Source organism: Acidobacteriota bacterium (assembly GCA_040752915.1).
GTDB lineage: Bacteria > Acidobacteriota > UBA4820 > UBA4820 > DSQY01 > JBFLVU01.
In genome coordinates, this window is record JBFMHB010000038.1 from 1 (window position 1) to 14179 (window position 14179).

A 14179-nucleotide genomic window follows, 5' to 3' on the forward strand; every position below is an offset into this window, starting at 1 on the left:
GGGGCCTCGGCCCTGTTCTCCTTCGGCCAAGCGCCGGGGCTCCCTCTTTCCAGCCTGCTCCTCCTCGCCTGCGGGTCCTTGACGGGCGCGCTCTACCCCTCGGCCCTCTCGCTGGCCGGAGAGGCGCGCGGGGCCGGCCTCTACGCGGCGGACGTGGCCGGGGGCTTCACGGGCGCCCTCCTGGGAGGCCTTCTCCTTCTTCCCATCCTGGGGCTTCCCGGCTCGGCCGCGGCGCTGGCGCTCCTCTTCCTGGCCCTTGCGGCCTGGGCGCGGTGAGGCCTTCTGGCCGCCCCCGCAGCCGGGTGGTAGGATGAGGGGCTATCCGGGGAGCGCGTCCGCATGAAACGCACGTGGGCTCTGCCCGCCCTGCTCTTGTTCGCTTGGGCGGTCCTTCTTTACGGCAACTGGTGGGTGGGGCTATTCGAGTCCTCCGAGGCTCGCTACGCCGAGGTGGCCCGCGAGATGGCGGCCACGGGGGACTTTCTCTCTCCCCAAGTGGACTACGTGTACCACTTCACCAAGCCGCCCCTGACCTACTGGATCACCACGATGGGGTACGCCCTCTTCGGGGAGACGGCGTTCGGCGCGCGGTTCTTCCTGTCCATCGCGGCCCTGTGGGTTCTCGTCCTCACGGCGGGGCTCCTGAGGGAGAAGGAGGGAGAGGGAACGGGCTTCGAGGCGGCCGCCGTGCTGGCCTCCTCGCTCCTTTTCTTTTTCATGGGCAAGGTCCTGACCACCGACATGTACCTGACCCTTTGGACCACCGCGGGGTTCTTCCTGTGGGCGCGCCTGGAGGGCGGGAGGCTCTCCCCGAAGGCCTTCGCCTGGGTTTTCGGCCTGGTGGCGGGAGCCGCCTTCTTGACCAAGGGCCCCGTGGCCTTCCTCATCTGGGCCTGCGTGCTGGTCCCATACGGGCTCTGGAAGGACCGGGGGCGGTGCCTGCGGCCCTTCGCCGACCCGAGGCTCTGGCTTGTCTTCGTCGCCGTGGCCCTTCCGTGGTTCGTGGCCGTCGGCCTCCGCCACCCGGGCCTCCTGGCCTATATGGCCGGACGCGAGGCGGCCGAAGCGGCCGTGTCGGCCAAGCGCTTCCACCCGGGTCCCTGGTACTACTACATCCCCGTCCTCCTGGGCGGCTTTCTCCCCTGGTGGAGCCTGCCCGCCTTCCGATGGCGGAGGCTGGGCCAACCGGCGTTCCGCCTGTGGCTTCTCTGGGCCGTCGTCCCCCTCCTCGTCTGGTCGCTCTTCCCTTCCAAACTGCCCACCTACATCCTCCCGTCCTTTCCGGCGTGGGCCCTGATCGCCGCGTCCCTCCTGAAGGAGGATCCGGCCGGACGATGGTCCCGCCTGCCGTGGGTCGTCATGCCCTTGCTCGCCGGGGGCGCGGCGGCTGGGCTCGCGGCGCTCGGGTTCCGGGAGGCGCCCTCGGGCCTGGGATCCGCCACCCTAGGCCTCTTCGGTCTTTCGGCGGCCTGCGGAATCGCGGGGAGCCTCCTGGGAGCCGCAGGCCGGACCCGTTGGGCCTTCGCGGGCGTGCTCGCGGCCCTGTTCAGCATCCAGGCGGCCGTGCCCCACGCCGCCGTGGACCTCGAGGACCGCATCAAGACCGCGGAGCGCATCGGGGTCACCCTTCGGGACCTTCGGGCGCCCGGGGAGGCCATCCTCGAATACCGCGTGACCCTCTTCTCGATCCCCTTCTACGCGCGGGACAAGGTGGCGGCTTACGACAACAACTTCCTGCGGAAGAAGTTCGTGGCCGACCGGCCCGATCACATCCTGCAGGACCCCGAGCACTTGAGGGAGTATCTGGCCGCCCACCCCCGGCTGTGGGTCGTGGCCGACGGGGACGCCGAGAAGACCCTGCACGACGACGTTCCCGGACTCGTGTTCGTCCTGCGGGAGGGGCGTCACAGCCTCTGGGCCTCGCCCTCCGTCGCCGGGAGGCTGGCCGAGGGCCGCACGGCCCGGTGACCGCCCCTACCTTTTCCGGTGGTCGGGGCCGTCCATGGGGACCGTGAGGCACATTTCGAGCAGCCGGGAGCGGGCGCGGACTCCGATGCGGGACTCGAGGGAGGCCTCTCCGGCGGCGGGCGCGTCGAGGTAGTTGGTGGTGCAGAGGGTGGGGCGCAGTTCGCTGTGGCGCTGGCTCACCAGATAGAGGAGCGTGTCCTGGGCCCAGACCGAATCCCGGCAACCCAGTTCGTCGATGAGGAGTAGGGGCGCCTCCACCAGGGGCGCGAGGATGTCGTACTCCGTCTCCCCCGGCTCCCTGCGCCCGTAGGAGGCCCAGATCTCCCGATAGAGTTCGTTGAGGTCGGCGAACAGGACGGGGATCCCTTTCCTCAGAAGGAGTTCCTGGAGAATGGAGACGGCCAGATGGGTCTTGCCCACGCCGCACGGCCCCATGAAGAGGAGCCCCGACGGCCGGTCCCTCGGGAAGGCGGGAAAATCCTCGGCGTATTTCCGGGCCAGGAGCAGGGCCTTTTCCTGGGAGGCGTTTCGGGGCCGGAAGGTCTCGAAGACGCACGCGTTGCGATAGCGCTGAGGGATGCCGGCCCGGCCCACGAGGCGGGAGATGCGGTCGGCGTTGCGGCACGAGCAGGACGCCGCCACCAGGCGTCCCTTCATCTCCTGGACCACGTAGCCCGTCCCGTGGCAGGAGGGGCAGGCTCTCGGCGTCATGGCGCATTCCTCCGGGGGACGGGGCATCTCCCCTGCCCGGGCGTGGGGGCGAAGGGGAAACGGCGCATCAGGAGCCCTCGCGCTTCTGGATCCCGTACTCCTTCATCTTCCGCCAGAGCGTGACGCGGCTGATGCCCAGCCTCTCGGCGGTGCGGTTGATCTTCCACCCGTTGGCCTCGAGCAATTTGAGGATCAGATCCCGCTCCACCGTCTCCAGCGGAGAGTGAATCTGGTAGAGCAGGGCAGGGGCCTCCTCGGGAGGAGCCGTCGGGAGGGGAAGGTCCCGGCTCCGGATGATGCCGTCCCGGCACCGGATGGCGGCGTGTTCGATGAGGTTTTCGAGCTCGCGGATGTTGCCGGGGAAATCGTACTCGAGCAGGCGCGCGAGAACCTCCTCCTCCACGCCCTCGATGCGCTTCTGGGGCATCTTGGCGGCGATTTTCCGCATGAAGTGGTCCACGAGGAGCGGGATGTCGTCCTTTCTTTCCCTCAGCGCCGGAAGGTGGATGCGGAACACGTTGAGCCGGTAGAAGAGGTCCTGCCGGAACCCGCCCTCCTGCATGGAGACGGCCAGGTCCCTGTTCGTGGCGGCGATCACCCGGGCGTCGATCTTGACGGTTTTCGAGGAGCCAACGCGCTCCATTTCCCCCTCCTGGAGGACCCGGAGCAGTTTCACCTGCGTCGAGGGCGGAATCTCGCCGATCTCGTCCAGGAACAGAGTGCCCCCGTGGGCCATCTCGAACCGGCCCATCTTGTCGGCGACGGCCCCCGTGAAGGCGCCGCGGACATGCCCGAAGAGTTCGCTCTCCAGGACCCCCTCGTTGAGGGCCGCGCAATTCACCTTCACGAAGGAGCGGTTCTTTCTCAGCGAGTGGAAATGGATGGCGCTGGCCACCAGCTCCTTTCCCGTCCCGCTCTCGCCGGTGATCAGGACCGTGGAGTCGGTTTCGGCCACCATGCGAATGAGGTCGAAGACCTCCTGCATGGCCGCGTTGGCGCCCACGATGTTGGAGAAGGAGAAACGCTCCTCCGCCTGTTCCTGCAGCCGGACCACCTGCGTCGTGTCGGTGAAGATCTCCACGCCGCCCACCACCTTGCCCGCGGCGTCCCTCAGGAGGATCACGCTGGTCCGGCAGTTGAGCACCTGCCCGTTCCGGCCCCGGTAGAACATCGAGAGCCCCGAGAGGTCGCTGTCCTGCTGGAGCGCCCGCGTCATGGGGCAGGAGTATTCGCATTCGGAAGAGTGGGTGATGCTCTTGCACCGCTGGTCGAGGGCGTCCCCCTCCTTCACCCCGAGGAGACTTCGGGCCGCCTCGTTGATGAAGACCACCTTCCGCTCCACGTTCGTGACGATGACCCCGTCGTTCATGGCGTCCAGGATGCGCCGAGCGTTGGGATCAGGGATCAGCTTTTCCAAGTTTCCCCCTCACTAGTTCCACGATCCGGGAGGCCTCGTTCCCGTTGCAACGATGGTACGCCGTATCCCCGCGGCAGACAAGGACGTTGGGGCCCTCTCCGCACATGCCCAGACAGGAGACGTACGAGACTTTCACCGATTTGGCGGGGAGATCCCTCACCGCCTGCTTGAGCGCCACGCGGACGCGTTCGGGGTTCCCCCTCTTGGAGCAGGAGTCCCCCTTGCACACCAGCACGTAGATCCGGTCGCGCGGATCCACCTCTTCGCTCATGACCCTACCCCCAGTGCGGCGCGGAGGGCAGCGGCGAAGGCCGCCGAATCCCCGGCCGTCGTGCCGCGCCCGAGGCTGATCCGCAGGACGGTGCCGGCGCACCGCTCCGGTATCCCCATGCGGGCGAGCACCCTCGGCAGGCCCGATCCGCCGCTGTGACAGGCCGAGCCGGTGGCCACGGCCACCCCCTTTTCATCCAGGGCGCGGACGAGGGCCGAGGCGTCCACACCGGGCAGGCTCACGAGGGAGGTGTTCGGGAGGCGCGGGGCATCCTCTCCGAACACGCGCGCGCCGTGGGCCGACCGCAGGCGCTCTTCGAGGGAATCCCGCAGGCGTTCCACGGCGGGCCACCGGGCGAGGCCTTCCGAGGCGAGACGGCAGGCGGTCCCCATGGCAGCGGCCAGAGGCACGGCTTCGGTGGAGGCGCGCCGCCCCCGCTCCTGCCCGCCTCCTGCGAGCATTGGCTCGACAGGCGCCCCGGACCGCACCGCCAGGACTGCGATCCCTTTTGGACCGTAGAACTTGTGGGCCGCCACGACGAGGTAGTCGGGCAGGGCCTGGGCCCACCTCAGGGGTACTTTCCCCGCCGCCTGGACGGCGTCCGTGTGGAAGAGGGCGCCCCACCGCCGGCAGAGGGCGCCCACCGAATCGAGGGGCTGGAGGACGCCGGTCTCATTGTGCGCCTGCATGACCGACACACAGGCCACGTCCGCGCCCATGGACCCTTCCAGGGACTCGAGGTCGAGCACGCCCCGTCCGTCCACGGGAACCTCTTCCACCACCGCGCCAAGGGCCTCGAGGGCGTCCCACTGACCGAGCACGGACGGGTGCTCGACGGCCGAGAGGATCACCCGCCTCCGGCCGGGCCGGCTCCGGGCCGCCGAACGGAGAGCGAGGTGGTTGGCCTCGGTGCCCGAGCTGGTGAAGACCACCTCGTCCGGGCGGCAACCGACCAAGGAGGCCACATCCCCCCGCGCCGCCTCCAGGGCCTCGCGCGCGGCCCGGCCCTCGGTGTAGGGGCTGGAGGGGTTGCCGAAGAGGGAGGCCTGGGTCCGCGACAGAACCTGACCCACCACCGGATCCAATGGGGTCGTGGCGTTGCAGTCCAGGTAGATTCGTCCGTCGGGAAGACGCATCGGTTCAGGCCCCGCGGTCCGTCGGGGCGGTCCGGGAGAGGGTCCCCGGCGCCTCGGACCCTCAGTTGTCCTGGTAGAAGTAGCGGTCGAGAACCTCTTCGATCTTCTGGATGTGGTGCTTCTCCTCGTCGGCCATCTCCAGGAGCGCGTCGCGCGTGGCGGGGATCTTCACGAGCCCCGCGGCTTCGGTGTAAAAGGCGTAAGCCTCTTTCTCGCGCTCCAGGGCCATTCGCAGGATGTCCACGGGCAGAAGGTTCGGATCGATCGTCGGCATGGTCGGTCCCTTTCTCACGAGAGATGGTCCATTGTACAGGCCCTGCCGCGCGGGGGGCAACGCCCCGCCGGTCCCCCGTGCCCGCCCGCGGGCGAGCGGATCAAGGTCCACCCCCACCCGGGCCGGCTCGAAAGAAATCCGCCACGTCCTCCTCCCGCCCCGTCACCCGAAACGGAGGGAGAGACTTCAGGAGGATCCTCCCGTAGGCCTTCGTTCGCAGTCGGACGTCGAAGCACGCCACCACTCCCCGGTCGCGCCTGGACCGGATCAGCCGGCCCGCCCCCTGCTGGAGGAGGATGGCCGCCGTCGGAACCTGGTACTCGAGAAAGGGCTCGCGTCCCTTCCTTCTCAGGTTTTCCACCCGGGCCCGGACCAGCGGGTCCGTGGGCACGGCGAAGGGGAGCTTGTCGAGGATCACCAGGGAGAGGGCTTCCCCCTGCACGTCCACCCCCTGCCAGAAGGACGAGGTCGCCACGAGCACCGCGTCGCCCGCCTCCCTGAAACGGTCCAGGAGCACGCCCTTGGGTTCGTCGCCCTGGACCAGAACCGGATGGTCCAGGTCCTCGAGATCCTCCGCGAGGGCCCGCATGGCCCGAAGGGAGGTGCAGAGGACGAAGGCGCGGCCCCCCGAGTACCCGATCAGGCGCCGCACAGCCCCCTTGAGCTCCCCCGCGAACTCCTCGGAATTGGGCGCCGGAAAGGAGGCCGGGACGTAGAGGAGCCCCTGGCTCTCGAAGTCGAAGGGGCTGGGCAGGCGCAGCTCCTGGCTCTCCTCCGGCAGGCCGAGCCGATCCCGCAGGTACCGGAATTCGCCCCCGACGGTCAGGGTCGCCGAGGTGAGGACCGCAGCGTCCAATCGCGAAAAAAGGTGCCCTCTCAGGATGGGGCCCACCTCGATGGGGCTGGCGCCGAAAGTGACGTTTCGGGGCGTCACCTCCAGCCATCGGACGTGCTCCTCGTCGCCCGTTCGGACCACGAAATCGAGGGCCTCCCGCCAGGCCTCCAGGCGCAGGAGAAGGCCCTCCGCCTCGCCCGACGGATCGGGGACACCGTCGAGGGCGAGGGCCGCCGCGTCCAGGACCGCTCCCAGGCGGGCCAGCATGGAGGCCTCCCGCGGAGACCATTCCCCGGGGCGGACCTCCTCCCTCCTTTCGGGTCCCTCGAAGGCCCCGAAGAAAAGCCGGGCGGCCTGGGCGGCCTCGGCGAGCCGCTGGGAGGCCGCGCCGCTCGGGTCCGAAGCCGCCGCGGGCGCGGCGTCCCGGATCCACTCCTCCAGCATGCGGCGGCTGGCGGCCACCCCGAAAAAGCTGGTGGCCGCGTCCTCGGCCTCGTGGGCCTCGTCCAGGACGAGGTGGCGGTACTCGGGAAGGGCCGCCGTGTCCCACCGGCCCTTGAGGGCGAGATCGGCGAAGAGGAGGTGGTGGTTGGTCACGACGAGTTCGGCGGCTTCCGCCTCGCGCCGGAGGAGAACCACGAAACACTCGGCGTAGAGGGGGCACTTGGAGCCCAGGCAGCGCTCCCCGCGGGCGTTCACGTCGGCCCAGAGGGGGAGATCTTCCGGAATCCCTTCCCATTCCGCCTTGTCGCCCGTCGAGGTTTCCGACGCCCATCGTTTGAAGCGCCCGAAGAGGCGCGCCTCCTTCTGGGACTTCAGAAGGGGCTCCTTCAAAAAGCGCTCGTAATAGTGCCGGCAGAGGTAGTTGGCGCGGCCCTTCACGACCACGGCGCGGACGGCGCGCCCCAGGAGCCGCTCGCAGAGAGGGACGTCCTTCCGCGCGAGCTGTTCCTGCAGGGCCTTGGTCCGGGTGGAGACCACGACGCGCCGGTTCTGGAGGAGGGCGGGCAGAAGGTAGGCCAGGCTCTTGCCCGTACCCGTGCCCGCCTCGGCCAGGAGAACCCCCCCCAGACGTAGGGTCTCGGCCACCGACTCGGCCATCCGGACCTGCCCCGGCCGAAACTCGTAAAAGGTCTCCCGGGAGAGCGGGCCGTCGGGCCCGAGGAGGGTCTTTATGGACGGGCCCGGGGGGGGCCGCCTCACCGCCGACCCGACGCCCAGGCCTCGGCTCGGTCGCGGAACCACCGGGCGATGGAACGTGAGAAGAGCGACCGCGGAGTACGCTCCGGGTGCCACTGGACGCCCAGGACATTCGGCCGCGCGGCGCTTTCGATGGCCTCCACCACGCCGCCGGGCCCCCACGCCGTGGCCTCGAAGCCTTCGGCAAGGAGCCCGATGGCCTGGTGGTGGGAGGAGAGCACCCGCACGTCCCTCGTGCGGTAGAGGGAGTGAATGAGGCTCCCGGGCCGGGTGTGGAGCCGGTGCCGAGGCGAGGGGGCATCGGGGGCCTTCCGGCGGTGCCACCGTTCGGGGTCCTCCAGGTGGCGCACCAGCGAACCCCCCAGGGCCACGTTGAGCGTCTGGCACCCCAGGCAGATGCCCAGCAGGGGCAGGCCCATCCGGACCGCCCTCCAGACGAGGGCGAACTCGAAGGCCGATCGGTCGGGGTGGGAATATCGCTCCTCCGGCGCGGGTTCCGGGTCGCCCCCGTAGAGCGCGGGGGGAATGTCCCCTCCTCCCGTCAGCACCAGACCCGAAAGGCCTTCGAGCGATCCCGCTTCGTCGCCCGGCAGGCTGGGCAGGACGACGGGGTGGAGACCCGCCTCCCGCAGCCACCCGGCATAGGCCCGGTTCAGCACGAGGCGAAGGTCCGAGGGTCCGGCCTCCCAGTCCGCCGTGAGCCCGACACGCCGCATCGCTCCGACTCCCTCCGCCCCGCTACCGGGCGGCTCCTCATTCCCGGACCAGGTTCTCCACCACGGCGGGCACCCCGCCCGGCTTCCAGTTGGCGGCGCCCTGGGCGCGGTACGCCACCCGCCCCTTCTTGTCCAGGACCACCGTCGTGGGAATGGCGGTCACCTCGAGTTCCCCCGCCAGGCCCGCGGAGTCCATGTACACGGGAAAGCCCCCGCCGGCCTCGTCGAGGAACGGACCGACGGGATCGGGGGTCTGATCCAGAGAGATGGCGACCACCCGGTAGCCCCCCCGGTTCGAGGAGTCGCGGGCGTACTGGGCGAATTCGGGGAACTCGGCCCGGCACGGCGGACACCAGGTGGCCCAGAAGTGAAGAACCACCACCTTTCCCTGGACGGCCGCGGGGAGGAGGGGGGGACCGGCGGAGGCGGGCTCGAGGATGGGAACGGTTACCACGGGTCCCCGGTCCGCGGACGCCTCCGCAGGGGCGCCGGGCTTCCCCGAACGCAACACATACACGACGAGAAGCGCGACGGCGAGGCCCACGACGACGAAGAAGGGCTTGAGAGACCCCTGGGCGGGCTGGGTTGCGGCCATTCCGGACCTCCTTGGACGGCGATTCTAAAGTCCCTGCCTCATCGAGGCAAGCCCTGGGCGGCTTTTTGACGGGCGAATCGATGAGAAACAGGACCTTTTCCCGAATCTTGCCCCATCGTCCCCCCCTTCCCGCCCCATGCTCCATGGAGGACGCCGGATTCGGCCGCATCCCTTCGGCCCTTTACCCCTTGCACGCCACTGGATTATGATTGTGGGCCAAGAGAGGGGCATGACCATGGCCGTGACGCGGTTGAGGGATCTGGACTGGATCACGATCAAGTACAAGGACATCGTCGCGCTGATCGCCATCCTGGTCCTGCTCGTGATCGTCGGGGGAGGCGGATTCCTGTTCATGCGCTGGCGCGGGAACCCTCAAGTGCAGGCCGAGCGGGCCATCAGCAGGGCTCAGAAGCTCGTGGACGGCCTCGACAACCCCGGCCTCGATCCGGCCCTGAGGCCCACCGTCAACCAGTCCCGGACCATGCTCGCCCAGAGCCGCGCGGAGTACGGGGCCGGCCGCTACCCCAAGGCCCGCCAGATCGCCACCGACGTGATCGAGACCCTGAAGGACCTCCAGGGCACCTCCCCCGCCTCCCAGAAGTTCGCGACCCTCGTGGACATGGAGGGGAGCGTGGAAATCAAGCGCACGGGTCAGCACCTTTTTTCCGGCGCGAAGGAGCAGATGATCCTGGAGGACGGCGACATCGTCCGGACGAGCCAGGGCAGTTACGCCAAGATCAAGTACCACAACGGGCAGTTCCAGATCATCGCCCCCGACTCCCTGGTGGTCATCCAGGCCCTGTCCTCCTCCCCGGACGGCGCCAGCCGCGTGGAAGTCGCCCTCAAGCAGGGCTTCGTCGAAACGCAGACTCCGGAGACCATGACGCCCCGCGACGAGAGCATCATCGCCACGGATTCCACCCGGGTCCGCCCGGCTCCGGCCTCCCGCGTGGCGGTGGCCCAGCTGCCCACGGGGGACGTGGCCACGTCGATCTTCAGCGGGTCATCGCAGATCGAGGCGGGAGGCAGGTCCCAGCGCGTGGACGCCGGGCTCACCGGCGTGTCGGTCCTCACCACCGCCTCGGGCGCGGCCACCACCGAAGCCCTGGTCGCCCCGCCCGTGGCCGAATACCCGAAGGACCAGCAGATCCTGCGGGTGGAGGACCCCGCCCGCACGCCCCTGACCTTCCAGTGGAAGGGCGGGAGCGGCGGACCCGTTCGGTTCCAGATCTCCGCCCGCCCTCTCTTTTCCTCCCTCCTGACTCCCGAACAGGTGATCCGGGAGAACCGCCTCACCGTCGAAGGGCTCCCGGCGGGGACCTACTTCTGGCGAGTGAAGTCCGAGGGAGAGGCCTCCAAGACCTACTGGTCCCCGATCTACCGCTTCCGCCTCCTTCAAATCTACCAGAGGCCGAAGATCCAACGGGACCTCAAGCTGATCGTCGACGCGACGGCCATCGGAGACGGGGTCATCCTGCAGGGCTCCACCGATCCGGGCGTCTCGGTCTCGGTGAACGACCTGGAGATCCCCGTCAACGCCGACGGCTCCTTCAGCAAGATCTTCCTCTTCTCGGACGTGGGCACCCAGTCGGTCCAGGTCCGCGCCTTCGACGACGAAGGCAACGAGAAGTTCTGGCGCAAGCAGTTCCAGTCCGTGGCCTACTGAAGAGGACCATGCCTCCCCGCACCCCCCTCGGCCTGCGCAACGAGGCGCTCGAGAAGGCCTACCGCCTGAAGTCGGAGCAACTGCGCCTCCTGGCGGAGGTGGTGAGGACCGCCAACTCCATGCTGGAGCCCGAGGCCCTCATCTCCTACATTATGGAGCGCATCCAGCTCCTGGTCCGCTCCGAGGCGTGGAGCCTGCTCCTGGTGGACGAGACGGGAGAGCACCTCGTCTTCAAGGAGGCCCTCGGCGCGAAGGCCCAGGGGCTCAAGGAGCTGAAGGTCCGCGTGGGGGAGGGCATCGCCGGGGAAGTGGCCGCCACTGGACGGCCCATACTCCTGAACGACGTGAAGGCCAGCCCCCTCTTCAATCCGGAGCTGGACAAGCTCACGGGGTTCACGACCCGCTCCGTCCTCTGCGTCCCGCTCCGGAGCCGCGGACGCACCCTCGGCGTTCTCGAGGTGATGAACAAGGCCGGCGGCCAGAGCTTCGAGGAGCAGGACCTGGAAACCGTGCTCCTCTTCGCCGAGCCGGTGGCCGTGGCCCTCGAGAACGCGTTCCTGTTCCAGAAGGTGCGCCAGCTCTCCCTCGTGGACGACCTCACCCAGCTCTACAACTCGCGCCACCTCCGGCAGGCCCTCGAGGTGGAAATCACCCGGGGGCGGCGCTACCGGTACCCCGTGGCGGTGCTTTTCCTCGACCTGGACGGTTTCAAGCAGGTCAACGACCGCTTCGGGCACCTGGTGGGCAGCGAGACCCTGCGGATCGTGGGTGAGATCCTGAGGCACGGGGTGCGCAACGTCGACGTGGTGGCCCGCTATGGAGGGGACGAGTTCACCATCGTCCTTCCCAACACCGACGCCGAGGGAGCCCTCCTCGTGGCCGAGCGCCTGCGGGAGGCCATCCTGTCCCACGACTACGGGTCCAACCCCGGCTTCGATTTCACCCTTTCCGCCTCCTTCGGCATCTCGTGCTTCCCGGCCCACGGCGAGACGCCGGAACTGCTCATCCAGCGGGCCGACCAGGCCATGTACAAGGTCAAGGAATCCACCAAGAACCGGTGCGCGATCTACAGTCAGGAGCCGTGAATGCCATTCAGTCTTCGGTCGCCCTTCTCTTTCCTCTCCAACGATCTCGCCATCGACCTGGGAACGGCCTACACCCTGGTCTACGTCAAGGGCAAGGGGATCGTCGTCCAGGAGCCCTCCATCGTGGCCGTGAACCAGAAGACCGGCAAAGTGGAAGCCGTGGGAACCGAGGCGAAGGAGATGCTCGGGCGCACCCCCGGAAATATCCTGGCCATCAAGCCCATGAAAGACGGCGTCATCGCCGATTTCGAGCACACCGAGCGCATGCTCGATTATTTCATCAAGAAGGCCCACAACCGTAAGGTCATCGTCCGACCCCGCATCGTGATCTGCATCCCGAGCCAGATCACCCAGGTTGAAAAGCGCGCCGTGCGCGACTCGGCCTACCGGGCCAAGGCATCCTACGTGGCCATGGTGGAGGAGCCCATGGCCGCCGCCATCGGAGCCGGAATGCCCATCACCGAGCCCACCGGAAACCTCATCGTGGACATCGGCGGAGGGACAACGGACGTGGCGGTCATCTCCATGGCGGGCATCGTCTACTCGCGCACGGTGCGGGTTGCGGGCAACGAGATGGACGAGGCCATCGTCCAGTACATCAAGAAGAAGTACAACCTCCTCATCGGCGAGCGGACCTCCGAGGAAATCAAGATCCGCATCGGATCGGCCTACCCGCTCGACAAGGAGGAGACCATGGAGGTCAAGGGCCGCGACCTCGTGGACGGAATCCCCAAGACCCTCGCCATCGCCACCGAGGAGATTCGCGAGGCCCTGTCGGAGACCGTCTCGATCATCATCGACGCGGTGAAGCAGGCCCTGGAGCAGACCCCCCCCGAACTGGCCGCGGACATCGTGGACCGGGGTATCGTCCTCACGGGCGGCGGGGCCCTTCTGCGGAACCTCGACAAGCGCCTGCGCGAGGAGACGGGCCTCCCCGTCCTCATCGCGGACGACCCCCTCTCCTCGGTGGTCCTCGGCGCCGGCAAGATGCTGGACGACTTCGACCTCCTCAAGCGGGTCGCCCTCGACTGATGGCCTCTCCGCCCCTCGCTCGCCGGCCCGTCGCGCTGATGCTCCTGCTGGTGGCCGGCTTCGTGGCGGGGTTGACCCTCCAGGTCCGTCGAGGGGAGCGCACCCTCTTCAAGGACGCGGCGATGGTGGCCTTCAGCCCCTTCCTCACGGCCTTCGATGCCGCCTCCCGGTTCACGCGGGAGGGCGCGCGGGCCTACGTCCTCCAGCGCGACGCCGCCCTCCGCGCCGAACGCCTGGAGGCCGAGAACCGCGTCCTGCGCACCCAGCTTCTCCTGGCCCAGAACCTGGCCAAGGAGAACCTCGAGCTGAGGAACCTCCTCAAGGCCCCCCGGCCCGAGGGCCTGGAAGTGATCGGGGGGCGGGCCCTGACCCGGTTCGGGGCCCCTTTCGGGAGGTACCTTCTCGTCTCCTGCGCCTCGCCGCTTTCCGACGACACGCCCGTAATCTCCAGCCGGGGTGTGGTGGGCCGGGTGCGCGGGCGCGCGGGAGACCTGTACCGGGTCCTGGCCGTGACGGACCCGAGCAGCGCCCTGGGCGTCTGCTCCGAGCGCACGGGAGCCCGGGGCGTGGCCGTGGGGAGCGGCGACCACCTGGCGGTCCGCTACGTTTCCAACGAGGCCGACGTGCAAGTGGGCGATGTCTTCGTCACCTCCGGGGAGGACGGGATCTTCCCGCCCGGCCTCCGCGTGGGCACGACGTCCGAGGTAGCCGACGGCGGCGATTACCTCAAACGCGTCCGGCTGGACCCCTCCGCCGACCTCAGGGACCTGGCCTGGGTCCTGGTTCTGAGGCGCCGTGCGTAGCCGTCTCGTTGCGCCGCTGGTCCTGCTGGCCCTCGCCGTGGGCCTGCAAGCCCTCCTCCCGCTGGCCAGCGGGGACCTCACCATCGCCAACCCCTTCCTGGCCCTCCTCACGGTCCTCGGACTGCGCCAGGGGAAGGTTCCCGGCACCCTGTGGGGAGCCGCGCTGGGGACGCTGAGCGACGCCTACACCATGCCCCATCTGGGCTTCCACGGCGCCGCCTTCACCCTCATCGGCTACCTCCTCGGATGGATCGGCTCCAGAGTCGTGATCCAGGGCATCCTCCCCCTTTTCTTTTTCGCGGTCGGGGCGTATGTTCTGGACTCGGCGGCGGTGGTCTTGCTGTACCTCCTTCTCGGCCTTCCGCTGCCCTCCTCGCTGTGGGTGTACACGGCAGCGGGAAGCCTTCTGACGGGGCTCCTGGCCGCGGGCCTCGAGGCCGCCGCACGCCGGCTCTACCCCCGGGAGTAGC

Annotated in this window: 15 protein-coding genes; 7 read left to right on the top strand and 8 right to left on the bottom strand. The window is 68.9% G+C overall.

What is annotated here, in order from left to right:
* Positions 1–276, top strand: a 276-nt coding sequence (locus AB1824_08425) for a hypothetical protein (GenBank protein MEW5764991.1), incomplete at its 5' end; no start/stop codon positions are given.
* Positions 277–339: 63 nt separating this feature from the next.
* Positions 340–1968 (top strand): glycosyltransferase family 39 protein, encoded by a 1629-nt coding sequence (locus tag AB1824_08430; protein ID MEW5764992.1) that lies wholly within the window; start codon positions 340–342, stop codon positions 1966–1968.
* Positions 1969–1974: 6 nt separating this feature from the next.
* On the opposite strand, the gene AB1824_08435 is transcribed toward AB1824_08430, so the two are convergent.
* The 8 genes from AB1824_08435 to AB1824_08470 all read right to left on the bottom strand — a co-directional run bounded on the left by AB1824_08435 (position 1975) and on the right by AB1824_08470 (position 9123).
* On the bottom strand, positions 1975–2679 hold the full coding sequence (locus AB1824_08435; protein ID MEW5764993.1) for an ATP-binding protein: 705 nt from the start codon (positions 2677–2679) through the stop codon (positions 1975–1977).
* A gap of 67 nt (positions 2680–2746) precedes the next feature.
* Positions 2747–4096, bottom strand: coding sequence for a sigma 54-interacting transcriptional regulator (locus AB1824_08440; GenBank protein ID MEW5764994.1), 1350 nt, complete (start codon positions 4094–4096; stop codon positions 2747–2749).
* Positions 4077–4367 carry a (2Fe-2S) ferredoxin domain-containing protein gene (locus AB1824_08445; GenBank protein ID MEW5764995.1) on the bottom strand — a complete coding sequence of 97 codons (291 nt, stop codon included), beginning with the start codon at positions 4365–4367 and terminating at the stop codon, positions 4077–4079. Before AB1824_08445 ends, AB1824_08440 begins: the two co-directional genes overlap by 20 nt.
* Positions 4364–5503, bottom strand: a complete 1140-nt coding sequence (locus AB1824_08450) for a cysteine desulfurase family protein (GenBank protein MEW5764996.1) — start codon at positions 5501–5503, stop codon at positions 4364–4366. The genes AB1824_08445 and AB1824_08450 overlap by 4 nt, the downstream gene beginning before the upstream one ends.
* A 61-nt stretch (positions 5504–5564) precedes the next feature.
* Positions 5565–5777, bottom strand: a complete 213-nt coding sequence (locus AB1824_08455) for a ferritin family protein (GenBank protein ID MEW5764997.1) — start codon at positions 5775–5777, stop codon at positions 5565–5567.
* Between the two features lie 100 nt (positions 5778–5877).
* A complete protein-coding gene (locus AB1824_08460; GenBank protein ID MEW5764998.1) occupies positions 5878–7713 on the bottom strand; it encodes an ATP-dependent DNA helicase in 1836 nt (611 codons plus the stop codon).
* 98 nt (positions 7714–7811) lie between these two features.
* Positions 7812–8528, bottom strand: coding sequence for a gamma-glutamyl-gamma-aminobutyrate hydrolase family protein (locus tag AB1824_08465; protein ID MEW5764999.1), 717 nt, complete (start codon positions 8526–8528; stop codon positions 7812–7814).
* 37 nt (positions 8529–8565) lie between these two features.
* Complete coding sequence (locus AB1824_08470; GenBank protein ID MEW5765000.1) at positions 8566–9123, bottom strand: TlpA disulfide reductase family protein; 558 nt, start codon at positions 9121–9123, stop codon at positions 8566–8568.
* 229 nt (positions 9124–9352) lie between these two features.
* Between AB1824_08470 and AB1824_08475 the strand changes: the two genes are divergently transcribed.
* From AB1824_08475 to mreD, 5 genes are read left to right on the top strand one after another with little or no spacing between them, the layout of a single operon-like run.
* Positions 9353–10789: a hypothetical protein gene (locus tag AB1824_08475; GenBank protein MEW5765001.1), complete on the top strand. Its 1437-nt coding sequence runs from the start codon at positions 9353–9355 to the stop codon at positions 10787–10789.
* A gap of 8 nt (positions 10790–10797) precedes the next feature.
* A complete protein-coding gene (locus tag AB1824_08480) occupies positions 10798–11874 on the top strand; it encodes a sensor domain-containing diguanylate cyclase (protein MEW5765002.1) in 1077 nt (358 codons plus the stop codon).
* The gene (locus AB1824_08485; GenBank protein MEW5765003.1) at positions 11875–12906 is read left to right on the top strand and encodes a rod shape-determining protein; all 1032 of its coding nucleotides are present in this window, start codon (positions 11875–11877) and stop codon (positions 12904–12906) included.
* Positions 12906–13709: a rod shape-determining protein MreC gene (mreC, locus tag AB1824_08490; protein MEW5765004.1), complete on the top strand. Its 804-nt coding sequence runs from the start codon at positions 12906–12908 to the stop codon at positions 13707–13709. Before AB1824_08485 ends, mreC begins: the two co-directional genes overlap by 1 nt.
* Positions 13702–14178, top strand: a complete 477-nt coding sequence (mreD, locus tag AB1824_08495) for a rod shape-determining protein MreD (GenBank protein ID MEW5765005.1) — start codon at positions 13702–13704, stop codon at positions 14176–14178. The genes mreC and mreD overlap by 8 nt, the downstream gene beginning before the upstream one ends.
* Position 14179: the final 1 nt, after the last annotated feature.